The organism is Burkholderia sp. AU4i (assembly GCF_000466765.1).
Classification (GTDB): domain Bacteria; phylum Pseudomonadota; class Gammaproteobacteria; order Burkholderiales; family Burkholderiaceae; genus Burkholderia; species Burkholderia cepacia.
In genome coordinates this window covers 50,578-75,896 of sequence record NZ_ASSI01000125.1, presented here as the reverse complement: position 1 = coordinate 75,896, position 25,319 = coordinate 50,578, and the positions used below count along the sequence as shown (strand labels likewise).

Sequence of the window (25,319 nt, the reverse complement as noted above, 5' to 3'; positions counted from 1 at the left end):
CTGGCGGGGCGGGCGCGGCCGGTCCAGCGGCCGTCAGGCGTGCATCAGGCCCGTAGCCGCCGGCCGGACAGACGGCCGTTCAGGCCGGCGCGCACGCGTCGAGCAGCCAGCGCCGGAACACGTGGGTCGCGTCCGGCTCGGGCCGCTGCGGCGGCCGCACGAGAAAGTAGCCGCGTGGCGTGACGACCGGCGCGTCGACGAGCTTCACGAGCTGCCCGGACGCGACGAGTTCGTCGACGAGCGGCGCCCAGCCGAGCGCAACGCCTTCGCCGAGCAGCGCCGCATGGATCACGAGCGCATAGCTGTTGAAGGTCACGCCGCGCGCGGCGGCTGCCGTGTCGAGGCCGTGCGCGTCGAACCAGCCGGACCACGACAGCCAGCGCTCGGGGCGCGTCGGCTGCACGTGCAGCAGCGGCAACGCGAGCAGGTGATCGGCCCGGGCGACGTGCGGGTGCGCGTCGCGGAACGCGGGCGAGCACACGGGCGTGACCGATTCCGGAAAGAGCCGCGCGGCCGTGCACGACGGCCAGTGGCCGTCGCCGAACAGGATCGCGATGTCGCCGTGGTCGCGCTGCGCGTCGTAATCCTGCGACGTGACGACCCGCACGTCGACATCCGGCATCACGCGCTTCAGCCCGGCCAGGCGCGGCATCAACCAGTAGGTGGCGAAGCCGAAGTCGGTGACGATCGTGAGCGCGCCGTGCTCGCGGCGCGCCCGCAGGGTCGCGGTGGCGCCGCGCAGCGTGTCGAGGCTCAGCCGCACCGCTTCGTACAGGCACTCGCCGTCGGCCGTCAGCGTGACACCGCGCGGGCTGCGCTCGAACAGCGGCACGCCCAGTTCGGCCTCGAGCTGGAACACCTGCTGGCTCACGGCCGGCTGGGTGGAGCCGAGCTCGCGCGCGGCGGCCGTGAAGCTCGCGAGCCGGGCCGCCGATTCGAACGCGCGCAGCGCCTGCATCGACGGTAACGGTTCGGATTTCGACATAAGTCCCTCTAATGGCCCCATAAGGGCCGGACGCCTTCCCGCGCGAATTCGGGCAGGCGATAGTGCATCGGACGGTGCGGCACACGTGCTTTACAGGCTGCTTCACGGGCTGCTTCACGCCCCGCTTCGCATTCCGCGCCACGGGTGGCACGCAACGCATTCCGCGATTCTAGCCAGCGCGGCGTGCCCGCGCGGCACTTTCGTCGGGCCGCTTCCGTCATGCCGGACGTCTCGCTGCGCGAGCGGCGCGCCGTTCCATTCGAACACCGTTTTCCCCACGACTGCCGATGACGAACCCGACACCCAACATCCTGATCCTGATGGCCGACCAGCTCACGCCGTTCGCGCTGCCGGCCTACGGCAACCGCGTCGCGCGCACGCCGACGCTGGACCGTCTCGCCGCGCAAGGCGTGGTGTTCGACGCCGCCTACTGCGCGAGCCCGCTGTGCGCGCCGTCGCGTTTTTCGCTGCTGACCGGCAAGCTGCCGTCGGGGATCGGCGCCTACGATAACGCCGCCGAATTGCCGGCGCAAACGCTGACGTTCGCGCACTACCTGCGCGCGGGCGGCTACCGGACGATGCTGTCCGGCAAGATGCACTTCTGCGGGCCCGACCAGTTGCACGGCTTCGAGGAGCGGCTCACGACCGACATCTATCCGGCCGATTTCGGCTGGGTGCCCGACTGGGACAGCCCGGCGGAGCGGCCGAGCTGGTATCACAACATGAGTTCGGTACTCGACGCGGGCCCGTGCGTGCGCACCAACCAGCTCGATTTCGACGACGAGGTCACGTTCGCCGCGAAGCAGAAGCTGTACGACGTCGCGCGCGAGCGGGCGGCCGGGCACGATGCGCGGCCGTTCTGCATGGTCGTGTCGCTGACCCATCCGCACGACCCGTATGCGATCACGCGCGAATACTGGGATCTCTATCGCGACGACGAGATCGACCTGCCGGCCGTGCGCCTCGACGCGGCGGAAAGCGATCCGCATTCGCAGCGGCTGCGCTTCGTCTGCGAGAACGACCGGACGCCGCCCACCGACGCACAGATCCGCGCCGCACGTCGCGCGTACTACGGTGCAACCTCGTATGTCGACACGCAGTTCGGCAGTGTGCTGGCCGCGCTCGAACAGTGCGGATTCGCCGACGACACGATCGTGATCGTCACGTCCGACCACGGCGACATGCTCGGCGAACGCGGGCTCTGGTACAAGATGACGTTCTTCGAGGGCGGCTGCCGCGTGCCGCTGATCGTGCACGCGCCGGGGCGCTTCGGCGCCGCGCGCGTGCGCGGGCCGGTGTCGCACGTCGACCTGCTGCCGACGCTCGTCGACCTGGCCGGCGCCGCCCCCGCCGGCGGCTGGCCGGACCCCGTCGACGGGGCAAGCCTCGTGCCGCACCTGAACGGCACGCCGGCGCACGATGTTGCGCTCGGCGAATACCTCGCGGAAGGTGCGGTCGCGCCGGTCGTGATGATCCGCAGCGGCGACTGGAAGTACGTGCATTGCCCGGCCGATCCCGACCAGCTCTATCACCTCGGCGACGACCCGCGCGAGCTGACGAACCTCGCCGGCACGCCGGAAGCCGCGGACGTGCTGGCCGCGTTCCGTGCGCAAGCCGCGCAGCGCTGGAACCTGCCCGAACTGGACCGGCAGGTGCGCGCGAGCCAGCGGCGCCGGCGTTTCCATTACGCGGCGACGACGCAGGGCCGCATCCACGCGTGGGACTGGCAGCCGTTCACCGACGCGAGCCAGCGCTACATGCGCAATCACATCGAACTCGACACGCTCGAGGCGATGGCGCGCTTTCCGCGCATCGGGCGTTGAGCGCCCCGCATCGCGATCATTGAAGAACGACGGAGGAAGCGAACCATGAAACGGCAACGCAATGCAGCAATCCGAAGGATCGGCGCGGCGCTCGCCGCCGCCGCGTGCGTGGCGGCGACGCAGCCTGCGCACGCGGCCGACCCGCAGACGTGTGGCGACGTGAAAATGGCGGCGCCCGGCTGGACCGACATCGATGCGACGAATGCGATGGCGGGCGTCGTGCTGAAGGCGCTCGGCTATCGGCAGGACGTGGCGAACCTGTCGGTGCCGATCACGTACCAGGGGCTCAAGAAAGGGCAGGTCGACGTGTTCCTCGGCAACTGGATGCCCGCGCAGGCGCCGCTCGTGAAGCCGTTCGTCGACGAGAAGTCGATCGACGTGCTGCACGCGAATCTGAGCGGCGCGAAGTTCACGCTCGCGGTGCCCGACTACGTGGCCGCCGCCGGCGTGCATACGTTCGCCGATCTCGCGCGCTACGCCGACCGCTTCGGCGGCAAGATCTACGGGATCGAGCCCGGCGCGCCCGCGAACCAGAACATCAAGCGGATGCTCGCCGACCACGCGCTCGGCGCGGCAAACTGGTCGCTCGTCGAATCGAGCGAGACGGGCATGCTCACGCAGGTCGAGCGCGCGGTGCGCGACAAGCGGTGGATCGTGTTCCTGGCCTGGGAGCCGCATCTGATGAACACGAAGTTCCACCTGACCTACCTGTCGGGCGGCGATGCGTATTTCGGCCCGAACTACGGCGGCGCGACCGTCAACACGGTTACGCGCGCCGGGTTCGCCGGCCAGTGCGCGAACCTGGCGCGGCTGTTCCGGCAGATGACGTTCACCGTCGATGTCGAGAACCGGATGATCGCCGACATGCTCGACCACAAGACGTCGCCTGCGCTCGCGGCGCAGCGTGCGCTGAAATCCGACCCGGCGCTGGTTGCCGGCTGGCTGGACGGCGTGACGACGGCGGCCGGCGCACCGGGCCTGCCGGCCGTGCGCGCGGCCCTCGACGGGCGCTGATTCCCTCCTTCCGGGCGGCCGGTTTTTACCGGGCCGCCCGTCTACGTGTTTTCCCGAGCGGGTCGCATCGTGACCATTTGGTGTCGCCTTCAGACGGGTGACGCGAAATATGGGTTTGTATTTTTCGCCAATGGCTGCGTTATTGCGGAAAACGAAATGCCGAAGCCAGCGGGCGTACCGAATTCGAATCCACCGGCGCATCGCGGCACGCGCCGGGACGAGATTCTTTCCATCGAACGGTTCAGGGAGGGTGGTCGACAATGAAGCACACCAAAGTTGCCGTAGCCGCCGCGCTTGCATGCGCGGCCTGCGTGCCCGCCATCGGGCATGCGCAGAGCAGTGTGACGCTGTACGGGATTCTCGACGCAGGCATCACGTACGTGAACAACACGGGCGGCTCGCACGTGGTCAAGTTCGACGACGGCGTCGCGTACGGGAACCGTTTCGGCCTGAAGGGCACGGAAGACCTCGGCGGCGGCCTGAAGGCCGTGTTCACCCTCGAGAGCGGCTTCCGCCTCGGCACCGGGCAGCTCGGCTTCGGCGGCGCCGAATTCGGCCGGCAGGCGTATGTCGGCCTGCAGAACGACTGGGGCACCCTGTCGTTCGGCAACCAGCTCGACATCACGAACGAACTCGTGTCGATCTACAACATCTCCGCGTGGGGCAGCGGTTATGCGATCCACCAGGGCGACTTCGACCGCTTCAACGGCGACCGCCTGCCGAATTCGGTGAAGTTCCTGTCGAACGACCTCAGCGGCTTCAAGTTCGGCGCGATGTACTCGTTCGGCAACGTCGCCGGCAACTTCCACCGCAACAGCGCGTGGAGCGCGGGCGCGAGCTTCACGAAGGGCGACTTCTCGATCGGCGCCGCGTACACGCGCCTGAACAACCCGAACGGCATCTATGCGTTCGACCCGTACGCGATGATCGGCACGCACACGTTCCTCGGCCAGCAGACGGTGACCGTCGATCCGGCGACCGGCGCACGCACCGACCTGTTCGCGAACACGCCGATGGACGTCGACAGCCAGGGCACGTTCGGCATCGGCTCGAGCTACACGATCGGCAAGCTGACGCTCGACGCCAACTTCTCGTACACGACGATCAAGGGTTTCGGCCAGTCGTCGCACATGCAGGTGTATGAAGGCGGCGGCCTGTACCAGTTCACGCCGGCGCTGAGCCTGATCGCGGGCTACCAGCACACGCGCTTCGAAGGCCATCACTGGAACCAGGGCACGGCGGGCCTGCATTACCTGCTGTCGAAGCGGACCGACGTGTATATCTCCGGCGATTACCTGCGCGCGTCGCAAGGCGTCGATGCGGTGGTCGGCTACAGCTTCACGCCGTCGACGACGCAGACGCAGGCCGACGTGCGGATCGGGATGCGGCATTCGTTCTGAGCGGGGTGGTGTGAGGTTGTGACGTCTTCAGCGAGGTCTCTCTTTGGCGCGAACCGAGGTTCGCGCTTTTTTTTGCCTGACGGGGTTGAGCGGGCACGAGAGCCGTCCGGTCAAGGCCCGCTGCCGGGCCGCCGCACGGGGATCGTCGCCGGGCGACTGCCCGACGGTATTGACCGGTGCCGTCTATAGACGCTAGCATCGTCCCAATGCTTGATCGCGCCCATTTCCTCTCGTCGCTGCTCCGCGCATGTTGTCAGAACGTGCCAGGGGGAAGTTGCGTCCAGCGAACTCGCTGAACATTCAAGCAATCGCCTTCCGGCCGCCTGTGATGCAAGACAGGCGGCCTTTTTGTTTTTGGGCCGACACCTTCGGACGGAGAAACTCGATGCCGCTTGCGCTGTATGACACCTGGTCGCGTACCGTACGCCCGTTCACGCCAATCCGGGCCGGGCAGGTCGGCATGTACTGCTGCGGCCCCACGGTCTACGACGACGCCCACATCGGCAACCTGAGAACCTACGTGTTCGAGGATCTCCTGCGCCGCGTACTGGTGCGCAACGGATACGAGGTGCGGCACGTCGTCAACATCACCGACGTCGGCCACCTGACTTCGGATGCGGACGAAGGCGAAGACAAGATGGAAAAGGGCAGCCGCCGCACCGGCGAATCGGCGTGGGCCATCGCCCGGCGCTACACCGACGCTTTCGTGCGGGACTGGCGCGCGCTCCACCTGCTCGAGCCGACGGTCTGGTGCCGCGCCACGGATCACATCGCCGAACAGATCGCGTTCATCGAAACGCTCGACCGGGGCGGCTACGTCTATCGCACGGACGACGGCCTCTACTTCGACACCAGTCGGCAGGATGACTACGGTTATCTCGCGCGGCTCGACCGCGCGGGGTTGCAGGCGGGCAAGCGGGTCGCGCTGGGCGACAAGCGGAGCATCACGGATTTTGCGTTGTGGAAGTTCAGCCCGGCCGGCGTCAAGCGGCAGATGGAATGGGACAGCCCGTGGGGGCGCGGCTTTCCGGGCTGGCATATCGAATGCTCGGCGATGTCGGCGAAGTATCTCGGGACGTTGTTCGATATCCATTGCGGCGGCGAGGACCATATCGCCGTGCACCACAGCAACGAGATCGCGCAGACGCGGGCGGCCCACGGCACGAACCTCGCGAATTACTGGATGCACGGGCACTTCCTGACGCTCGACGCCGATGCGAAGATGTCGAAGTCGAGCGGCGATTTCGTTCGTCTGCAGACCTTGCAGAGCCGGAATATCGACCCGCTCGCGTACCGTTACCTGTGCCTGACGGCCCATTACCGGAGCAAGCTGCATTTCACGTGGGCGTCGCTCGATGCCGCGCACACCGCGCTGAACCGGCTTCGGCACCTGTATGCCGGCTGGCCGGACGGGGGGCGCGTCGATGCGGATTTCGCCGCGCGATTCGACGCCGAAGTGAACGAGGACCTGAATCTGCCCAGGGCGCTCGCGGTGCTCTGGGATCTGGTCAGGAGCAACCTGCCCCCCGCGACGCTGAAAGCGACTGTGGACAGCTTCGACACCGTGCTGGGCCTCGGTTTGCGCGCATGGAGGCCGGTTGCCCCCGACATTCCGGAACACGTTCGCGGGTTGCTCGCCGAACGCGAGCGCGCGAGAGCGGACAAGGACTGGGTGCAGGCCGACCGGATACGGGAAGCGTTGAGCGCGCAGGGTTGGCGAGTCGAGGACACCCCGGAAGGTCAACGCCTGTTCGGCATCGCCGGCGGCGCGGCCGACGAGGGCGTTCCCCCCCGGTGAAGCCCGCGGCCGCCAGCATCGGAAGATCCCGTGCCCGAGCCGCCATCCGGCGGCCGCGATCGACGCGGCCGCCGGATGCGTTGCCCCCCGCGTCCGCGCGACGTTGCCGGCCACGTCCCAGGCCCGTTTTGCGTGCTTGGCATATCATCGCGATTTCGCCGCGTCCGTACCGTTGTCGCGCGCATGCGTCGGCGTGCGCCGTCGCTTTCCCGAACGGTGCCGGCGTGCCGCGCCGACCGCCGAGACCTCGATGACCGACTCCGTGCCCGATCCCAGTCCCTTATCCGCGTTGCCCGCCAACCTGTTCCGTCACGCTCCGTTCCAGCGCTTCTGGGGCACGCGCGTGATGTCTTCCCTGGCTTTCCAGATCCTGTCGGTTGCAATCGGGTGGTACGTCTACGCGCTCACGCACAGCGCGTTCGCACTCGGTCTCGTGGGCCTCGCGCAGTTCGTGCCGATGTTCGCGCTGACGCTCGTCGTCGGGCAGGTGGCCGACCGCTACGACCGCCGGCGCATCGCGACGATCTGCCAGGCCGTCGAGGCGCTGGCCGCCGGCGTGTTCCTGCTCGGTGCCGCGCAAGGATGGCTGGCCGCGCCGGCCGTGTATGCGCTCGCGGCGATCGTCGGCACGGCTCGCGCGTTCGAGTCGCCGTCGGTGTCGTCGCTGCTGCCGGCCGTCGTGCCGCGCAGCGACCTGCCGCGCGCGACCGCGTTGTCGACCTCGGCGAACCAGGCCGCGCAGATTCTCGGGCCCGCGTTCGGCGGGCTGCTGTATGGCGTCGGCGCGCCCGTCGCGTTCGGCACGAGCGTCGTCGCGTTCGCGGTCGCGGCGGTGTTGAGCGGCACGATTCCGCTGCGCGGCGCGCCGCCCGCGCGCGAACCGGTGACGCTCCGTTCGGTGTTTTCAGGCATCGCATTCATCCGGCGCGAACCGGCGATCCTCGGCGCGCTGTCGCTCGACCTGTTCGCGGTGCTGTTCGGCGGCGCGACCGCGCTGCTGCCGATCTACGCACGCGACATCCTGCAGGTCGGGCCGTGGGGGCTCGGCGCGTTGCGCGCGGCGCCGGCGGTCGGCGCACTCGCGGGCACGCTGTGGCTCACGCGCTTTCCGCTCAAGGGGCGGCCCGGCCGCGCGATGTTCGGCGGCGTGATCGCGTTCGGCATCGCGACGATCGTGTTCGGGCTGTCGAGGCATTTCGTGTTGTCGCTCGTCGCGCTGGCGGCGCTCGGCGCATCGGACGTGGTGAGCGTCGTCGTGCGCCTGTCGCTCGTGCAGCTGCGCACGCCCGACGACATGCTCGGCCGTGTGAGTGCCGTCAACTCGCTGTTCATCGGCACGTCGAATCAACTCGGCGAATTCGAATCGGGTGTGACGGCTGCATGGTGGGGCGCGCCGGCCGCGATCGTCGTCGGCGGCGCGGCGACGATCGCCGTCGCGCTCACGTGGATGCGGCTGTTCCCGCAGCTCACGACGATGAAGTCGCTCGAGCGCGACGCGTGACGGGCGTCACGCGTCCTGCGTCACGCGCACGGCCGTGCCGTAGCAGATGACTTCCGTGACACCCGCGCCGATCTCGGTCGAGTCGTAGCGCATCGCGACGATCGCGTTCGCGCCGAGCTTGCCTGCGTCGGCGAGCATCTTGTCGAAGGCCTGCTGGCGGGCTTTTTCGCACAGCGACGTGTACAGCGTGATGTTGCCGCCGAAGATCGTCTGCAGCGATGCGCCGAACGAACCGACGATCGAGCGCGAGCGCACGACGATGCCCTGGACGACGCCGAGCGAGCGAACGGTCGTGTAGCCGGGCAGGTCGAACGCGGTCGTGACACGGGCGGGCGACAGGTCGTCGATGGAGCGGGAGAAATCGGTCATGGCGGGAAGCGTGTAGCGAAGTGGTCGAACGGGGATTCTATCCGGACGACGCGGCGTACCGGGTTCGGCGACGGGTCGGCGCCACGACCGCGGAGAACGCTTCGCGACGCAAGCGTATGCAAACCGCGAGCATACGCTTCCGTCATTTCCGGACGAACAGCCCGGCCGCACGCCGTCAGCGCTTCACGGTCGCACTGCCGTTGCCGCCGAGATCGACCGCATAAGCCAGCGCCAGCTTGCCGAACTTCAATGCATGGTTCGCCTGCCGATCCGAATTCTCCAGCGTGTCGTTCACGGTATGGATATACGGACTGTCGTTCTGATCGGCCTCGAACGGGAACGACGCCGGATACCCTTGCGCATTCCACGACGCATGATCCGAGCACGCATACCCGCACTGCGACGTGCCGATCGCGAGTTCCGGCAGGTAGGTCTTAGCCAGATTCGTCAGGTAGGTGTTCTGCGACGCGTTCGTATAGTCGGTGATCAGGTAGATGTCCTTCGGGTCGCCCTTGTAGTTCGTCATGTCGAGCTGCAGCACGCCGACCACGTTCACGTTTTGCGTACGAAACTGCTTCGCGATCGCCTTCGAGCCGAGCAGGCCGGCTTCCTCGGCCGCGTATCCGACGAACTTGATCGTCCGCTTCGGCCGATAGTTGTTCGCCAGCAGCACGCGCAGCGCTTCGGTGAGGCTGGCGATGCCCGACGCATCGTCGTCCGCGCCGGGCGAGCGCGTGTTTTCCGTCGTGCGCCCGACCGTCGAATCGAGGTGGCCGCCCAGCACGACGGTGCCCGCGGCCGGATCGCTGCCGCGGATCGTCAGGATCACGGATTTCTGCGGAAAGCCCGTGTGCGTGAACTGCTCGACGGTGATGTCGGCGCGCGAGCCGGCCAGCTGCTTCCACTGCAGCGCGAGCCAGTCCGATGCGGCGACGCCGTGCGACGTCGTGTAGTAGCGGTTCGTGAAGCCGGACAGCGACGTGATCGTGCCGACGATGTTGCTGGCCTGCAGCTGCTGGATCCACGTGCCGATCTGAGGCGCGTTCGAAACCTGGTACGTGGAAGCCGCGGCCTGCTTCGCGAGCGGCGTCGGTAACGGCTGCAGTGCCTGGCGCGCGTCGTCGAACGAGTCGTGCACGACGTAGCCGGGCCCGTGGCCGCGCGTATGGTGGACGGCGTGGGCCAGCTCGCCGAGCCGCGAATCGTCGATCTCGACGACGTGCACGGTCTCGCGGCGCGCCGCGCCGTCGGCCGCCTTGCCGGCGTCGAGCGTCGTGCTGTATTGCGCGGTGGCGCTCGCGTCGATGCGTTGCAACTGGCGGAACGCCGCGTCGCCGAGCGTGATCCACACCGGCGTCGCGTGCGCGGCGGCGGTCAGCAGCATCCCGCCCAGCGCGGCGCTCAGGCGGGTGAGTTTCAGAGTAGGCATGTTCGATCTCATGAGGATGGCGATGTCGTTGAAGGGAGCGCGCCGCAGGTCGTGCGATGCGCCCCCGCCTGCTGCGGAATTACGACTTCTTCGGTACGGTCACGCCGTACGTGCAACTCTGGTTGTACGCATTGCCGATCGCGGTGAGCTGCGCGTTGCTGTAGCCGAGCGCGGACGCCGCCGTCAGCACCGCCTGCGCGGCGGCTTTCTGGTTGGTCGAGCTGTTGGTCATCGACAGCCCCTTCAGGAACGCCTTGTCCATCGCCTGCGCGCCGATCGCGTCGCGCGCGACGAGGTTGCACGAGGCCCAGTACTGGCCGGCCGTATGGATCTCCGCGCCGCGTGCCTGCGCATAGGTGCGCCCAACGTTCCAGTTGGTCACGCGGCCGCCCCAGAACTCGTTGTGGCCGTCCCAGTTGTAGACCCAGTGGTACTGCGCATCCGACGGGCTCCACTGGTTGAAGTCGCGGCTGTAGGCGGCGGCGAGATAGTCGCCGGTGCCTTCCGACAACCCTTCCTGCTGCGACAGGCCGCCGTTCGTCACCCAGTCGTGGATGCCGTGGCCGAGTTCGTGGATCACGACGTCCGCATCCTCCGCGTCGTCGACGCCGCCTTGCCCGAAGGTCAGCCGGCCGCTGCTCGACGAGTACGACGAGTTGTCGTCGCCCGATTCGCCGTGCGGGTCGTACTGCACGCCGCCCGTGTACTGGTACGGCAGCGCCTTGATGCCGAGCGTCTGGTTCACGTAACGGAGGAACGTGTCGATGTGGTAGTACGCGTTCACCGCCTCGAAATACAGGTTGCCGCGCGTGAATTCGAATGCGGGGGTCGACTGCACGGGACACGCGTTGTCGCGCGGCGCGTCGAAATCGACGCATGCCGCATACGGGCCCGACAATGAATAACGCGCACCCGACTGCGCGAGATCCTTCAGCGTCACACGCACGCGCGCGGAGGTGAGTTGCGACGAATCGGCGTCGTTGCTGTCCTTGTAGCCCGTGCTGCCGTAGCTGCTTTTGGTCGGCGACAGCGGGTCGGGCCGGAACACGAAACCCGTGCCGTCGGTTGCGTAGAACGCCTTGTCCTCGGCGCGCAGCACTTCGCCGCTGCCCGAGTCGATCAGCAGTTCCCAGTCGCCTTTCGGGCCGTCGTTCGGGCGGCCGCGCACTTTCCACGCGGTATGCGTGCCGGCCTTGTCGACGAAGGCGACGAGCTGCGCATCCTGGTTCGTGAAGCCGCTCACGCCGAGATACGCGCGTGCGCGGTCGAGCGCCTGCTGCTGGTCGACGGCCTGCGCCTTGCCCGACTTCGCGACCACGCCGTTGATCGTGTTGCTCGCGACGTACAGGATGCGGCCGTCCTTCGCGACCGTCACCGCGATATCGCTGCCGTACACGGGCAATCCGGCTGCCTGCTGCTGCAGGCGCACGACGGTGAACTCGGCGTCGCTGCGCTCCGACGTGACGACGAGGCTCGCGAGCGCGGTCGCATCGAGCCCGAGTTGCGCGGCCTGCGACGCGACGAAGTCGCGCGCGGTGGCGGCGGGCGTCGCAGCGGCCTTCTTCGCGCGATAGGCGGGGTTGTACAGCGTGACCGCCACGCCGTCCGCGCGGAACTGCCCGGCGGCCGTGTCCGCCTTGGCGGCCGGCGGCGCGACGCCGCGTGTCAGGCTTTCGCGCAGGCTCGTTGCTTGCGGATTCGAGACTTTCGTATCGGCCGCGGTGCCGCCGACGATGCCGAAACCGAGCGCGAGACCCAGGGCGAGCGGCAGTGCTTTGCGTGATGTCTGCATACGTGATCCTCATCTCAACGGTTGGACACGCCCGCGCGTTCGTGGCGCGCAGGCACGACACGGCCCGCGCGCCGGCTCGATCGAGCCGGTGCGGCGAAGCGGTGTGGGGAGCGTCGACTGACTAAGGAAACCTAAATGTCAGGTCGAAAAGAAACTGGCGGGATTGGACGGCGAGAAGCAGGAGGACGCGCGCGAGAAGCGGCGAACGAAGAATCGAACGGCAGGCAGGTGCGGCGACGGCGAATCGAGCATCGTCATGTCATACCCCTCGGATCGAATCGATATCGGTGGCAGCCTGCCGCGATGCGGCATGCAAGTCGTTAGGCTGCCTATCTAACTTTTTTTGGTATGTTACAGAATATTTTCAACGACATTCCAGTTTATTTTCGATGACCTCTTCAGTCCGTCGATCAATCGTCGGCATTGTTCAGCGAGCGGCGGGAAACGCTGCCGGAACGCGCAATTCTGCGCGGGATTGTGCTTGAAACCTGCGACGATCAGCGCGTCGCGCGACGGTCGCTGCGCGGGCTCAGGCCGAATCGCGCGCGATACGTGCGCGAGAAATGCGACGGCGATTCGAACCCGCACGCGACGCACACCGACGTGATGCTCATGTCGGTCTGCTGCAGCAGTTCACGCGCGCGATCGAGCCGCAGGTTCAGGTAGAAATGCGTCGGCGTGTCGTTCAGCGTCGCGCTGAACAGGCGTTCGAGCTGGCGCCGCGTGATCGACACCTCCTGCGCGAGCGCATCGGAGCCGAGCGGGTTTTCCATGTGCCGCTGCATCGTGCCGATCACCTGGATCAGCTTGCGGTTGTGCACGCCGTAGCGCGCGGCGATCTCGAGCCGCTGGCTGTCCGAGCGCTGCCGGATCCGGCTGACCACGAACTGCTCGGAGATCGCCGCCGCGAGATCGGCACCGTGCCGCCGCCCGATCAGGTCGAGCATCATGTCGATCGACGCGGTGCCGCCCGCGCACGTGATGCGCCGGTCGTCGATCTCGAACAGCTCCTGCGTCGCGTTCAGGCCGGGGTAGCGTTCCCGGAACGCGGCCAGTGCTTCCCAGTGCAGCGTGAGCGGCTGCGACGCGTCGAACAGCCCGGCTTCCGCGAGCACGAAGCTGCCCGTGTCGATGCCGCCGAGCGTTGCACCATGACGGTGCTGGCGGCGCAGCCAGTCGCCGATCGCGCGCGTGTAGCACACGAGCGGATCGAAGCCGGCGACGACGAACACCGTATCGACCGTTTCGACCTCCGCGCACGCGGCTTCGGCGGCGACCGGAATGCCGTTGCTCGCGGCGACGGGCGCGCCGTCGGCGCTGATCACGTGCCAGCGATAGAGCTCCGTGCGAAAGCGGTTCGCGACGCGCAGCGGTTCGACCGCGGACATGAAGCCGAGCGCGGAAAAGCCGGGCAGCAGCAGGAAGTGGAAATCCTCGGGCATCGGGGCAGGCAATGGAATCCGGTGGTCGTCGCGTGTCGCGCGGGGCGGCGAACGGTCAGCCGGAGATTATCGCGGGTTTTGCGCGGCCTCAGCGCGTTTTTGCGCCGCGCGCGGAACGGCGCGCGGTGGTCGACGGCAACTCGCCGAATTGCGCCTTGTAGGCGTTCGCGAAATGCCCGAGGTGGATGAAGCCCCAGCGTGCGGCCGCGTCGCTGATCGGCAGGTCGGCCTGCCGCGTGTCGAGCAGCATCCGCCGCACTTGCGACAGGCGCAGCGATCGCACGTAATGCAACGGGCTGGTCTGCACGACCGACTGGAAACTGTTCTGCATCGTGCGCCGGCTCACGCGCAATTGCGTGCACAGGCTCAGCACGTCGACCGGTGCCTCGGGATGGTCGATCACGTAGTCGTGCACGCGGCGCACGATGTCGGCGCGGCATGCATGCGTGAGACGGTTCGGCGGCTCGGGAATCCGGTACGTGAGGAGATCGACGAGCACGTTGCCGATCTCGCCGCGCAGTTCGCGCTGCGCGCGTGCGTCGCGGAAGGTATCGGGTGCCGACAATACACGCTCGAGGTGCGTCGCGATCTGCACGCTCGCGCGCATCAGCACCGCAGTGGGCATGTCGACGACGCCGCGCCGCAACGTGACTTCGTCGAGGCGGACGTCGGCCGCATCCTCGATCTGCTGCAGCAGTTCGCCATTGGCGACGACACCGATCAGCGACATGTCGTCGGGCGAGTGCAGCTCGAACGGGGTGCCGCCGCGCGCCAGCACCATCGTGCCGCGTTCGATGCGCGCACCGCCGAATGCGAACGCACCCGCGCCGGTGAGCGGCATGCCGAACACCGTCTGGTCGTGCGGCAACCTTCCGCGCTGGATGATGCGAACGTTGGCGGCTTCCTGGAACAGCTGCACGCTGTCCAGCACCGCATGCTTGACCGCGCTGCGATACGCGCCGGAGCCGATCTGGTCGTAGCGCTGGTTCCAGCCGCGCAGCGCCTCGGCATGCCGGTCCGCGTTGTCGAACCTCTCGTGAAACACGAACACAGCGCCTCCAGGTGCGTCGATCAGGACCGCGCAAGATTAAACCGACCGCGCGGTCGGCGCAATAAGGGGCAGCGCTATTCCGGGCGCATCTGCCAGAGGGTCGGAAGCCTTCGGCCGGCGTGCCTTTCAGGCGGTTTTCCAATATCCCGAATCGGCACGCACGCGGTGCCGGTCCGGGTGCTGACCGGATTTATTGTCGAACTACAGTCGCCCCACGTTACGTGATTCCCCAACTGGAGGCGACATGAGGACAAGGCGACGAACCGCGGTGCTCGCGGCGACGCTGGCGTTCGCGGCGGCATGGGCCGGCGGCGCGAATGCGACGGAAAAGCCGGAAGAACTGGTCGTGCAGAAGATGCCGCCCTGGCATCCGCACGAGGTCTATATCGTCGATATCTCGATGCCGTCGATGACCGACGGACGCATCTACGTGTACGACGCCGATGCGAAGAAACTGCTCGGCCAGATCGACGGCGGCTTCGGCCCGGGCCTCGCGATCTCGCCGGACCGCAAGACGAGCTTCGTCGCGACGACGTACTTCTCGCGCGGCTCGCACGGCACGCGCACCGACGTCGTCGAGATCACCGACAACACGACGCTCGATCATGCGGGCGAGATCGTGATTCCGGCGAAGCATGCGCAGCATGTGCCTTCGCCGTACAACACCGCGCTCAGCGTGGACGGCAAGCGGCTGTACATCGCGAACATCACGCCGGCCGCATCGGTGACGGTGATCGACGCGGTCTCGAAGAAAGTGCTGTCGGAGATCGACACGGCGGCCTGCGTGCTCGCGTATCCGTCGGGCAACGACCGCTTCACGGCGCTGTGCGAAAGCGGCAAGGCGCTGACCGTCACGCTCGACGCGAACGGCAAGGAAACGAAGCGCACGATGTCGGATGCGTTCATCGACGTCGACAAGGATCCGGCGTTCGTGAACGCGTCGCGCTACAAGGGCGACTACCTGTTTACGACCTACGGCGGCAACGTGCGCAGCGCGGATTTCAGCGGCGACAAGCCCGTGTTCGGCAAGCCGTGGCCGCTGCTGACGGACGCCGAACGCGCCGAAGGCTGGCGCCCGGGCGGCATGCAGCAGACGGCCGTGCAGGCGAAGCAGAACCGCTACTACGTGCTGATGCACAAGGGTACCGACGGCTCGCACAAGGACCCCGGCACGCAGGTGTGGGTGTTCGACCTGAAGTCGAAGCAGCGTGTCGCGCGCTGGGATCTCGCGCAGCAGAAGATCGATCCCCTCGTGTCGATCCAGGTCAGCGAGGACGACAAGCCGCTGTTCTACGGGCTGACGGCGACCTCCGACCTCGTCGTGATGGATGCGCGCACGGGCAAGCTGCAGAACGTCGAGAAGCAGATCGGCAATACGTCGTCGCTGCTCGTCAACCCGTGAGGCCGCGATGACGCTCGATCCCGTACTTGCCACCAGCGCGCAGGCCGGCGCTGCCGTCGTCGTGCTGCTCGGCGCCTTCGCGAAGATGCGCCGGCCCGCCGCGTTCAGGCAGGCACTCGCCGGCTACCGGCTGCTGCCCGACGCGCTGACCGCGCCCGTCGCGTTCGCGATTCCGCTCGCGGAAGCCGTCGGCGCGGCGGCACTGCTGTTTCCCGATACGCGCATGGTCGGCGCGATCGGCCTGATCGCGCTGCTCGTCGCCTTCGCGGCGGCAATCGCGATCAATCTCCTGCGCGGCCACACCGACATCGACTGCGGCTGTTCCGGCTTCGCGGCCGCGCGAGCGGATGCGCCGCGCGGCATCGGCTGGCTGCACGTCGGTCGCGCGCTGCTGCTCGCCGCGCTGGCCGCGACCGCGCTCGTCGAGCCGGGCGCGCGCGCGGTCGTGTGGTTCGACTACCTGACGCTGTTCTTCTCCGTGCTGCTGATCGTCTGCGCGCTGCTCACCGTCGACGTGCTGCTCGCCAACGTACCGCGCCTTTCCCATCTGAGGAATTCATGATGCAAACCGCTCTCACCGTTTCCACCGCCCTGCTGTGGGTGGCCGTCCTCGCGCTCGGCGCGATCTGTCTCGCGCTCGTGCGCCAGATCGGCATCCTGTACGAACGCATCATGCCGGCCGGCGCATTGATGATCGACAAGGGGCCGGCGGTCGGTGCGATCGCGCCGGCGTTCGAACTGACCGACATTCGCGGCTCGCAGGTGAAGGTCGGCGGCATCGATGCGTCGGGCAAGGCGACGCTGCTGTTCTTCCTGTCGCCGACGTGCCCCGTCTGCAAGAAGCTGCTGCCGCTGCTGCCGTCGCTGCAGGCGAGCGAATCGACGCCGGTGAACATCGTGCTCGCGAGCGACGGCGATATCGACGAACACACGCGCTTCGCGCGCAAGCACGACCTCGGGCGCTTCCCGTACGTGCTGTCGCAGGAGCTCGGCCTCGCGTACCAGATCGGCAAGCTGCCGTATGCGGTGCTGCTCGACGAAACCGGCACGGTGCGTGCGAAGGGCCTCGTCAATACGCGCGAGCATCTCGAGAGCCTGTTCGAAGCGAAGGAGCGCGGCGTCGCATCGCTGCAGCAGTTCGTGCACGGCGATCACAGCCACGACGCGCACGCGCAGCACGCATGACCGGCCGACCCTCTTTCAACGTCAAGGGAGAACAACGACATGGGCCTGTTTGATTCATGGTTCGAGCGGTCGGCGCGCGGCGTCGCGCAGCACAGTTCGCGGCGCAGCGCGATGGCGAAGCTCGGCAAGGTGCTGGTGGGATCGGCGATGCTGCCGCTGCTGCCCGTCGATCGCACCGCGTATGCGGCCGACGCGGCGTCGGGCGCATCCGGTGCCGCCGCGTCGGGGGCGAGCGACGACCCGATGAGCTGCGACTACTGGAAATACTGCGCGATCGACGGCTGGCTGTGCAGTTGCTGCGGCGGCACGTCGAGCAGTTGCCCGCCGGGCACGACGCCTTCGCCGATCACGTGGATCGGCACCTGCCGCAATCCGCACGACGGTTCGGACTACATCGTGTCGTACAACGACTGCTGCGGCAAGACGTCGTGCGGCAAGTGCTTCTGCAACCGCAACGAGCGCGAGAAGCCGCTGTACAAGCTGTCGTTGAACAACGACATCAACTGGTGCATGGCGAACGGCAATTCGAATTACCACTGTTCGGTTTCGGTTCTGTTGGGGGCGGCGAAGCAATGAAAGTGACGCAAGCAGGAAAGATCGCAGTCGCATGCATGACGGCCGTGGCGGCCTTCGCGTTGCCAGGCGCCGCCGGCGCGCAGGAGGCCGTGCATTACCCGGCCGGCAAGAGCCTGTTCGACGCGCAGTGCGCGGTGTGCCACCAGGCGGGCGGGAAAGGGCAGGACGGCCTCGCGCCGCCGCTGACCGAGTATCCGGGCAAGTATGCGACGGCCGAGGCGGGGCGTGCGCAGCTGGTCGCGACACTGCTGCACGGGATGTTCGGCGAGATCAAGGTGCACGACAAGAGCTACAACTTCAAGATGCCGTCGTTTGCGAGCGCCAGCGACGACGATATCGCGCACGTGCTCAACTACGTCGTGTTCGATCTCAACGCACAGCACGGCGATGCGAAGCCGTTCACGGCGGCCGACATCCGCGCGGCGCGCGCGAAGGCGATGGACGGCACGGCTGTTCACGCGCAACGCGACGTCGTCATCAAGAGGCTCGGCCTGTGAAGGTTGCCCGTGCATCCCGCGTTTGCGACGTCGCGCCGTGCACGCGGTGCGCGGCGGCATCGTGGCTCGGCCACCTGTCGCGCCGCCTGTCGTCGCTGCTGATGCTTGCCGGGGCGGTCGTCGGCCTCACCGTGTCACCCGCGCATGCGGAAGGCGCGGCCGACGCGGCGCTCGCGCGGCAGCACTGGGTGCTCAACTGCATGGGCTGTCACACGGCCACGGGCGGCGGTATCGCCGGCAAGGTGCCGCCGCTCGCGAACTCGCTCGGCTATTTCACGCATCTGCCGGCCGGGCGCGAGTACGTGATGCGCGTGCCGGGCGCATCGAACTCGGCCCTGTCGGACCAGGACCTCGCCGACGTGCTCAACTGGGTACTCACGACCATGAACCGCGACGCGCTGCCGCGCGACTTCAAGCCCTATACGGCCGCCGAAGTCGCCGCGCACCGCCGTCCTGCCTATTCCGACGTCGCGACCGTGCGCGCCGGCCTCGTTCGCGCGTTGCAGGCACGCGGGGTCGACGGCGTCGTGGATCGCTACTGACCGACCGATTCAGGAAATCGAGGAAAAACGAAGATGGAGACGAACCAGAACTTTCCGCTGCTCGACGCCACACGCGCGTTTCTCGCGAAGCCGAAGAAGATGTTGATCGGCGCCGAGTGGAGCGACGCTGCGTCGGGCCGCCGGCTCGACGTCGTGAATCCGGCCGACGGCACCGTGCTCGCACGTGTGCCCGAGGCGGACGAGCACGACGTGCAACAGGCCGTCGCGGCCGCGCGGCGCGCATTCGATGCGGGGCCGTGGCGTACCGCGAAGACCACCGACCGCGAGCGTCTGCTGCTGGCGCTCGCCGACCTGATCGAAGCGAATGCGCGCGAGCTGGCCGAGATCGAGTCGCTCGACAACGGCAAGCCCGTGATGGTGGCGCAGGGGCTCGATGTCGCGATGGCCGCGCAGTGCTTCCGCTACATGGCCGGCTGGGCGACGAAGATCGAAGGCAGCGTGATCGACGCGGGCATGCCGTACATGCCCGACAGCGAGATCTTCACCTACACGCGCAAGGAGCCGGTCGGTGTGGTCGGCGCGATCATTCCGTGGAATTTCCCGCTGCTGATGGCGGCGTGGAAGCTCGCGCCCGCGCTGGCCACGGGCTGCACCGTGGTGTTGAAACCCGCGGAAGATACGCCGCTGAGTGCGTTGCGCCTCGGCGAGCTGATCCAGGCGGCCGGTTTCCCGGACGGCGTCGTCAATATCGTCACCGGCTACGGTCATACGGCCGGCGCCGCGCTGTCGCGCGATCCGCGCATCGACAAGATCGCGTTCACGGGCTCGACGCAGACGGGCAAGACGATCGGCCACGCGGCGCTCGACAACATGACGCGGATGTCGCTGGAACTCGGCGGCAAGTCGCCGGTGATCGTGCTGCCCGACGTCGATCCGGACAAGGCCGCGCTCGGTGTGGCGAACGCGATCTTCTTCAACCAGGGGCAGGTGTGCACGGCCGGGTCGCGCGCGTACATCCACGCGAAGGTGTTCGACGACGTGATCGGGCGTGTCGCGAAGATCGCCACGAGCCTGAAGATCGGCCCGGGGATGGATCCGTCGACGCAGATCGGCCCGCTCGTCTCGGCGAAGCAGCGCGAGCGCGTGTGCGGCTATATCGATTCGGGATTCGGCGAAGGCGCACGCGCCGCGGCGGGCGGCCGCGCGATCGACGGCCCGGGCTTCTTCGTCGAGCCGACCGTGCTGGTCGATACGACGCAGGCGATGCGCGTCGTGCGCGAGGAGATCTTCGGGCCGGTGCTCGTCGCGATGCCGTTCGACGACGTCGACACGGCCGTGCAGCTCGCCAACGACACGCCGTACGGCCTCGGCGCGAGCATCTGGTCGAACGACCTTTCCGCGATTCACAAGCTGATCCCGCGCATCGCCGCGGGTACGGTGTGGGTCAACTGCCACTCGCTGCTCGACAACGCGATGCCGTTCGGCGGGATGAAGCAGTCGGGTTTCGGCCGCGAACTCGGTCGCGCGGTGATCGACCAGTACACGGAAAGCAAGTCGGTGATGATGAACTACGCATGAGCGTAACGACGGGTGCGTGCGTCGCCGTCACGTCGGCCGCGCACGCATGCCGCAGGCGGGCACATCCGGATCGCGGCAACGCGGCCGGGCGCCGGCGGCGGGCTGCGGCCGCGCGCCGATCCCGTTCGGCGCGGGCGCGCTCGACCTGAAGCATCCGCGCGATGCGGCACCGGGCGATGCGCAAGGCCAGCCGGCCGGGTCGGAGCACGACGGGAGCACGACATCCTATCGCACGCGCGAACGCAACGAATGTCGCGAACGCCACGAACGCATCACGCACGAACCAGCACCACGCCTAGAATGAGGCACGCCGCACCGGCCAGGCGGATCGGGCTGGCCGAATGCTGCTGGATGCCGAGCACACCGAAATGATCGAACACGAGCGCGCCGGTCATCTGCCCGACGACGATCAGCGCGAGCGTCGTCGCGGCGCCCAGTCGCGGCACCATCAGGATCGCGATGCCGACGAACACCGCGCCGAAGAATCCGCCGGTCCAGCTGAACCACGACCCCGCCTCGGAGACGGTGCCGCTCAGGCGAGGGTGCGGGGACAGGAGCGCGACGGCGAGCATCGCGGCCAGGCCGACGAGGTAGCTGACCGACCCGGCCCACCACGGCGAGCCGAGCTGCGCGCGGAGGTTGGCGTTGAGCACCTGCTGCAACGCCACGCTGATGCCGGCGGCGACGGCCAGCAGATACGACAGGAGAGTAGTCACGAAGAGAGCCGCTCCGGCGATGTGGCCGCGACGGCGGTTCCGGCACGGCAGGCTTCCATTCTGGGAAGCGTGGCGGTATAACGCAAATATCAAATCTGGCGCTTGTCCATCTCGTTTCGGCATGCCATCCCTGAGACAAATTCAGTACTTCCTGACCGTGGCTGATCTCGGCGGCTTCACGCCGGCCGCGAGCGCGCTCCACGTCGCGCAGTCGGCGCTGAGCCGGCAGATCGGTCAACTGGAAGACGAACTGGGGTTCCCGCTGTTCGACCGGGAGCCGAGGGGCGTGCGGCTCACGCCGGCCGGCGCGATCTATCGCGATCGCGTCGCGTCGATTCCGGCGACGCTGGCTGCCGCGGCCGAGGAGGGCGCACGGTTGTCGCGCGGTGAAGCGGGTGTATTGCGGCTCCTGCATTCGAGCACCGTTCCCGTCGGCAGCCTGATGCCGGTGCTCGAGCGTTTCATGGGCGCATGCCCGGGTGCGCGGATCGACCTCGACCGCGCGTCGTCCGAGGATCAGGTGCTGGAGATCGCGAACGGCAACGCCGATCTCGGGATCGTCCGTGTGCCGGTGCTGCGCCGCGATCCGCGCGTGCGTTTCATCGAGCTCGCGGCCGAGCGCTTGTGCGTGGCGGTGCCGGCCGATCACCCGCTGGCGGGCCGCCGGCGCACCGCGATCTCGCGGCTGCGGCACGAGCCGTTCGTATCGGCCGTGCATCGGGAGCGGGGCGGGCTGGCGCGCGTCGTGATCGACCTTTGCCTGAAACGGGGATTCGTGCCCGCGACCGCCCGGATCGTGTCGCCGAAGACGTCGATGCTGAATCTCGTCGCGGCCGGGCAGGGCGTGGCGATCGTGCCGGAGCGGATGGCGAGCCTCGGTATCGACGGGGTCGTTTTCGTGCCGATCTCGGATGACGACGCAAAATCGGCGTGCGCGCTGGTGCTGCCGGTCGAGCCGACGGCGCTGGCGGACGCGTTCGTGCGCGTGATCGCAGCGGAAAGCGCACGGCACGATGCCTGAAGGGCACCCCGTGCGTCATCCCGCCGGATAAAAAAAACGCCAACCCGTCGAAACGGGCTGGCGTCGTGCTTCCGGTATGGCAACGATCAGAACTGGTTCATCGTGTTGTCCTTGCCTGCCGCCTTCAGCGCTGCTTCGCCGCTGAAGTATTCCTTGTGGTCGTCGCCGATGTCCGAGCCGGACATGTTCTGGTGCTTCACGCAGGCGATACCCTGACGGATTTCCTTGCGCTGCACGCCGGCCACGTAGCCCAGCATGCCCTGGTCGCCGAAGTATTCCTTGGCCAGGTTGTCGGTCGACAGCGCGGCGGTGTGGTACGTCGGCAGCGTGATCAGGTGGTGGAAGATACCTGCTTCGCGCGATGCGTCCGCCTGGAACGTGCGGATCTTCTCGTCGGCCAGCGTGGCCAGTTCCGTCTCGTCGTACTCCACGCTCATCAGTTGCGCACGGTCGTATGCCGACACGTCCTTGCCTGCTGCCTTCATCGCGTCATACGCCTGCTGACGGAAGTTCAGCGTCCAGTTGAACGACGGGCTGTTGTTGTACACCAGCTTCGCGTTCGGGATGACCTTGCGGATCTCGCTGACCATGCCGCCGATCTGCGCGATATGCGGTTTTTCGGTTTCGATCCACAGCAGGTCGGCGCCGTTCTGCAGCGACGTGATGCAGTCGAGCACGCAGCGCGCTTCGCCCGTGCCGGCGCGGAACTGGAACAGGTTGCTCGGCAGGCGCTTCGGACGCAGCAGCTTGCCGTCGCGCTTGATGACCACGTCACCGTTGCCCAGCTGGTCGGCCGACAGTTCTTCGCAGTCGAGGAACGCGTTGTACTGGTCGCCCAGGTCGCCCGGCGTGTTGGTCACGGCGATCTGCTTGGTCAGGCCGGCGCCCAGCGAGTCGGTACGGGCCACGATGATGCCGTCGTCCACGCCCAGTTCCAGGAACGCGTAGCGGATCGCGCGGATCTTGGCCAGGAAGTCCTCGTGCGGCACGGTGACCTTGCCGTCCTGGTGGCCGCACTGCTTCTCGTCGGACACCTGGTTTTCGATCTGGATACAGCATGCGCCCGCTTCGATGAACTGCTTGGCCAGCAGGTACGTGGCTTCCGCGTTGCCGAAACCGGCGTCGATGTCGGCGATGATCGGCACGACGTGCGTGACGTGGTTGTCGATCTTGTCCTGGATCGCGGCCTTCGCGGCAGCGTCCTTGGCGGCATCGAGTTCGCGGAACAGGCCGCCCAGTTCACGGGCGTCGGCCTGGCGCAGGAACGTGTAGAGCTCGCGAATCAGCGCGCTGACCGAGGTCTTTTCGTGCATCGACTGGTCCGGCAGCGGGCCGAACTCGGAGCGCAGCGCGGCGACCATCCAGCCGGACAGGTACAGGTAGCGGCGTTCGGTGCTGTTGAAGTGCTTCTTGATGGAGATCATCTTCTGTTGGCCGATGAAACCGTGCCAGCAACCCAGCGACTGCGTGTACTTGGACGGATCGGCGTCGTAGGCGGCCATGTCGGCACGCATGATCTTCGCGGTGTACTTGGCGATGTCCAGGCCCGTCTTGAACTTGTTCTGGGCACGCATGCGGGCGGCGTACTCGGGGCTGATCGCATTCCACGCGCTGCCGTGGTTTTCCTTCAAACCGGCAACTGCCTTGATGTCGTCTTGATACTGGGCCATGTCAATCTCCTGGGAGCAAAGCGCGTTTGAGTAACTGGTTGAGCGTGCCCGCCACGTCTGTCGCAGCGAACTGCATGGGATAAATAGTAACGCCGCCCGTTGAGCTTTTGGTGATGTCTTATATAAGACATAAGACATTATTTTCTGTTGTTTTTCAACGGGTTACGTTGCTGTTTTTGCGATGCAAAACAAGTTTTCAAGCGGCGAAAACGCGGCGGCACGGGAAATTGGCGCGGATTCCGCAATACGAAACGCGCTTTCGGCTGCTGGAGGCCGGGCCAGCTTCACATGCGTCCATGACACCCGTTCGTCGGTGCGGCGCGCGCGTGCCGGGTCGGAAGCCGCACCGGCGCTCCGTTTCGTCCTGGCGGAGCCCCAGGTATCGCGCCGCACGTGGACAAGCTGAATTCCCCCGCAATACGCGCAAGAACCCCGTCCAACAAGCCTCCCAAGAAACCTAGTGGTTTCCACTCATAGTCGCAAACAGTCAAGAACAGGTCGCCGCCGGTCTTCTCGCGACCAATATGGCTCGTTACTTTTACTCCCACGATGCAGGTCGGCGCACACCCCGCGCACCGGCTGCCACGAGTCCAACAGGGAGGAACCGAACCATGAAGTCGACGAAGATTGCCGCGCTTGCCGCGGCCGTGCTGGCGACCGGCGCGTTCACGCATGCGGCATGGGCCGAAACGGAGGCCGCGACCTGCCGCACCGTGCGTTTCGCGGATATCGGCTGGACCGACATCACGTCGACCACGGCGCTCGCGTCGACCGTGTTCGAGGCGCTCGGCTACAAGCCGACCACGACGATCGCGTCGGTGCCGATCTCGTTCGCCGGCCTGAAGAGCAAGCAGCTCGACGTGTCGCTCGGCTACTGGTGGCCCGTGCAGCAGAAGCAGCTCCAGCCGTTCCTCGACAGCAAGTCGATCAACGTCGTCGAGCCGCCGAACCTGTCCGGCGCGAAGGCGACGCTCGCGGTGCCGAGCTACGAATACCAGGCCGGCCTGAAGACCTTCGAGGACATCGCGAAGCACCGTGCTGAACTCGACGGCAAGATCTACGGGATCGAGCCGGGCAGCAGCGCGAACGCGACGATCCAGAAGATGATCGACACGAACCAGTACGGGCTCGGGGGCTTCAAGCTCGTCGAATCGAGCGAGGCCGGGATGCTGGTGACGGTCGAGCGCGCGATCCGCGAGAAGAAGTGGGTCGTGTTCCTGGGCTGGGAACCGCATCCGATGAACATCCAGCTGAGCATGAACTACCTGTCCGGCGGCGACGCGTCGTTCGGCCCGAACTACGGCGAAGCGCGCGTGTACACGCTGACGGCGCCCGACTTCATCGCGCGCTGCCCGAACGCGGGCAAGCTCGTCACGAACCTGCGCTTCTCGACGCAGCTCGAGAACCAGCTGATGCAGTCGGTGATGAACAAGACGAAGCCGGCCGACGCCGCGAAGGCGTACCTGAAGAAGAACCCGCAGGTGCTCGATCCGTGGCTCGCGGGCGTCAAGACGTTCGACGGCAAGGACGGGCTGCCGGCCGTGAAGGCGTATCTCGGCCTGTGACG

The 25,319-nt window shown here is 67.1% G+C and carries 22 protein-coding genes; 14 read left to right on the top strand and 8 right to left on the bottom strand.

The window, feature by feature from the left end; translation table 11 throughout:
• Window positions 1-79 precede the first annotated feature (79 nt).
• The gene (locus tag L810_RS26970) at window positions 80-985 is read right to left on the bottom strand and encodes a choline sulfate utilization transcriptional regulator (RefSeq protein WP_042976344.1); all 906 of its coding nucleotides are present in this window, start codon (window positions 983-985) and stop codon (window positions 80-82) included.
• Window positions 986-1,272: 287 nt separating this feature from the next.
• Here L810_RS26970 and betC point away from each other — a divergent pair, with 287 nt between their 5' ends.
• The 5 genes from betC (at window position 1,273) to L810_RS26945 (ending at window position 8,521) form a co-directional block, all read left to right on the top strand.
• A complete protein-coding gene (gene betC / locus L810_RS26965; protein WP_021161480.1) occupies window positions 1,273-2,808 on the top strand; it encodes a choline-sulfatase in 1,536 nt (511 codons plus the stop codon).
• A 45-nt stretch (window positions 2,809-2,853) separates the two neighbouring features.
• Complete coding sequence (gene choX / locus L810_RS26960; RefSeq protein WP_021161479.1) at window positions 2,854-3,822, top strand: choline ABC transporter substrate-binding protein; 969 nt, start codon at window positions 2,854-2,856, stop codon at window positions 3,820-3,822.
• A 260-nt stretch (window positions 3,823-4,082) separates the two neighbouring features.
• Window positions 4,083-5,222: a porin gene (locus L810_RS26955; protein WP_021161478.1), complete on the top strand. Its 1,140-nt coding sequence runs from the start codon at window positions 4,083-4,085 to the stop codon at window positions 5,220-5,222.
• A gap of 385 nt (window positions 5,223-5,607) precedes the next feature.
• Window positions 5,608-7,020 (top strand): cysteine--tRNA ligase, encoded by a 1,413-nt coding sequence (gene cysS, locus L810_RS26950; RefSeq protein WP_021161477.1) that lies wholly within the window; start codon window positions 5,608-5,610, stop codon window positions 7,018-7,020.
• 250 nt (window positions 7,021-7,270) lie between these two features.
• Window positions 7,271-8,521, top strand: coding sequence for an MFS transporter (locus tag L810_RS26945; RefSeq protein ID WP_021161475.1), 1,251 nt, complete (start codon window positions 7,271-7,273; stop codon window positions 8,519-8,521).
• Between the two features lie 6 nt (window positions 8,522-8,527).
• Here L810_RS26945 and L810_RS26940 read toward each other — a convergent pair whose 3' ends face one another.
• From L810_RS26940 to L810_RS26920, 5 genes are all read right to left on the bottom strand, one after another.
• Window positions 8,528-8,890: a YbjQ family protein gene (locus tag L810_RS26940; RefSeq protein ID WP_021161474.1), complete on the bottom strand. Its 363-nt coding sequence runs from the start codon at window positions 8,888-8,890 to the stop codon at window positions 8,528-8,530.
• Between the two features lie 175 nt (window positions 8,891-9,065).
• Complete coding sequence (locus tag L810_RS26935) at window positions 9,066-10,319, bottom strand: M20/M25/M40 family metallo-hydrolase (protein ID WP_042976355.1); 1,254 nt, start codon at window positions 10,317-10,319, stop codon at window positions 9,066-9,068.
• Window positions 10,320-10,398: 79 nt separating this feature from the next.
• The gene (locus tag L810_RS26930; protein ID WP_021161472.1) at window positions 10,399-12,111 is read right to left on the bottom strand and encodes a M36 family metallopeptidase; all 1,713 of its coding nucleotides are present in this window, start codon (window positions 12,109-12,111) and stop codon (window positions 10,399-10,401) included.
• Window positions 12,112-12,608: 497 nt separating this feature from the next.
• Entirely contained in the window at window positions 12,609-13,553 is a 945-nt protein-coding gene (locus tag L810_RS26925; protein WP_021161470.1) for a GlxA family transcriptional regulator, read from the bottom strand.
• An 88-nt stretch (window positions 13,554-13,641) separates the two neighbouring features.
• Window positions 13,642-14,604, bottom strand: a complete 963-nt coding sequence (locus L810_RS26920) for a helix-turn-helix domain-containing protein (RefSeq protein ID WP_021161469.1) — start codon at window positions 14,602-14,604, stop codon at window positions 13,642-13,644.
• 244 nt (window positions 14,605-14,848) lie between these two features.
• Between L810_RS26920 and L810_RS26915 the strand changes: the two genes are divergently transcribed.
• From L810_RS26915 to L810_RS26885, 7 genes are all read left to right on the top strand, one after another.
• On the top strand, window positions 14,849-16,006 hold the full coding sequence (locus L810_RS26915; RefSeq protein ID WP_021161467.1) for an amine dehydrogenase large subunit: 1,158 nt from the start codon (window positions 14,849-14,851) through the stop codon (window positions 16,004-16,006).
• 7 nt (window positions 16,007-16,013) lie between these two features.
• Window positions 16,014-16,568: a MauE/DoxX family redox-associated membrane protein gene (locus tag L810_RS26910; protein ID WP_021161466.1), complete on the top strand. Its 555-nt coding sequence runs from the start codon at window positions 16,014-16,016 to the stop codon at window positions 16,566-16,568.
• Window positions 16,565-17,191 (top strand): methylamine dehydrogenase accessory protein MauD, encoded by a 627-nt coding sequence (gene mauD, locus L810_RS26905; RefSeq protein ID WP_021161465.1) that lies wholly within the window; start codon window positions 16,565-16,567, stop codon window positions 17,189-17,191. The genes L810_RS26910 and mauD overlap by 4 nt, the downstream gene beginning before the upstream one ends.
• 39 nt (window positions 17,192-17,230) lie before the next feature.
• The gene (locus L810_RS26900; RefSeq protein WP_021161464.1) at window positions 17,231-17,767 is read left to right on the top strand and encodes a methylamine dehydrogenase light chain; all 537 of its coding nucleotides are present in this window, start codon (window positions 17,231-17,233) and stop codon (window positions 17,765-17,767) included.
• Entirely contained in the window at window positions 17,764-18,264 is a 501-nt protein-coding gene (locus tag L810_RS26895; protein ID WP_021161463.1) for a c-type cytochrome, read from the top strand. Before L810_RS26900 ends, L810_RS26895 begins: the two co-directional genes overlap by 4 nt.
• Window positions 18,265-18,365: 101 nt before the next feature.
• Window positions 18,366-18,806: a c-type cytochrome gene (locus L810_RS26890; protein ID WP_230971970.1), complete on the top strand. Its 441-nt coding sequence runs from the start codon at window positions 18,366-18,368 to the stop codon at window positions 18,804-18,806.
• A 33-nt stretch (window positions 18,807-18,839) separates the two neighbouring features.
• On the top strand, window positions 18,840-20,345 hold the full coding sequence (locus tag L810_RS26885; protein ID WP_021161461.1) for an aldehyde dehydrogenase family protein: 1,506 nt from the start codon (window positions 18,840-18,842) through the stop codon (window positions 20,343-20,345).
• Window positions 20,346-20,617: 272 nt separating this feature from the next.
• Here L810_RS26885 and L810_RS26875 read toward each other — a convergent pair whose 3' ends face one another.
• Window positions 20,618-21,061, bottom strand: a complete 444-nt coding sequence (locus L810_RS26875; RefSeq protein WP_021161459.1) for a DMT family transporter — start codon at window positions 21,059-21,061, stop codon at window positions 20,618-20,620.
• A gap of 121 nt (window positions 21,062-21,182) precedes the next feature.
• On the opposite strand from L810_RS26875, the gene L810_RS26870 reads away from it, so the two are divergent.
• Window positions 21,183-22,082 carry a LysR family transcriptional regulator gene (locus tag L810_RS26870; protein WP_042976339.1) on the top strand — a complete coding sequence of 300 codons (900 nt, stop codon included), beginning with the start codon at window positions 21,183-21,185 and terminating at the stop codon, window positions 22,080-22,082.
• Between the two features lie 86 nt (window positions 22,083-22,168).
• Here L810_RS26870 and L810_RS26865 read toward each other — a convergent pair whose 3' ends face one another.
• Window positions 22,169-23,752, bottom strand: a complete 1,584-nt coding sequence (locus tag L810_RS26865; RefSeq protein ID WP_021161457.1) for an isocitrate lyase — start codon at window positions 23,750-23,752, stop codon at window positions 22,169-22,171.
• Between the two features lie 611 nt (window positions 23,753-24,363).
• Between L810_RS26865 and L810_RS26860 the strand changes: the two genes are divergently transcribed.
• Window positions 24,364-25,317: a choline ABC transporter substrate-binding protein gene (locus L810_RS26860; protein WP_021161455.1), complete on the top strand. Its 954-nt coding sequence runs from the start codon at window positions 24,364-24,366 to the stop codon at window positions 25,315-25,317.
• The last annotated feature ends 2 nt before the right edge of the window (window positions 25,318-25,319 follow it).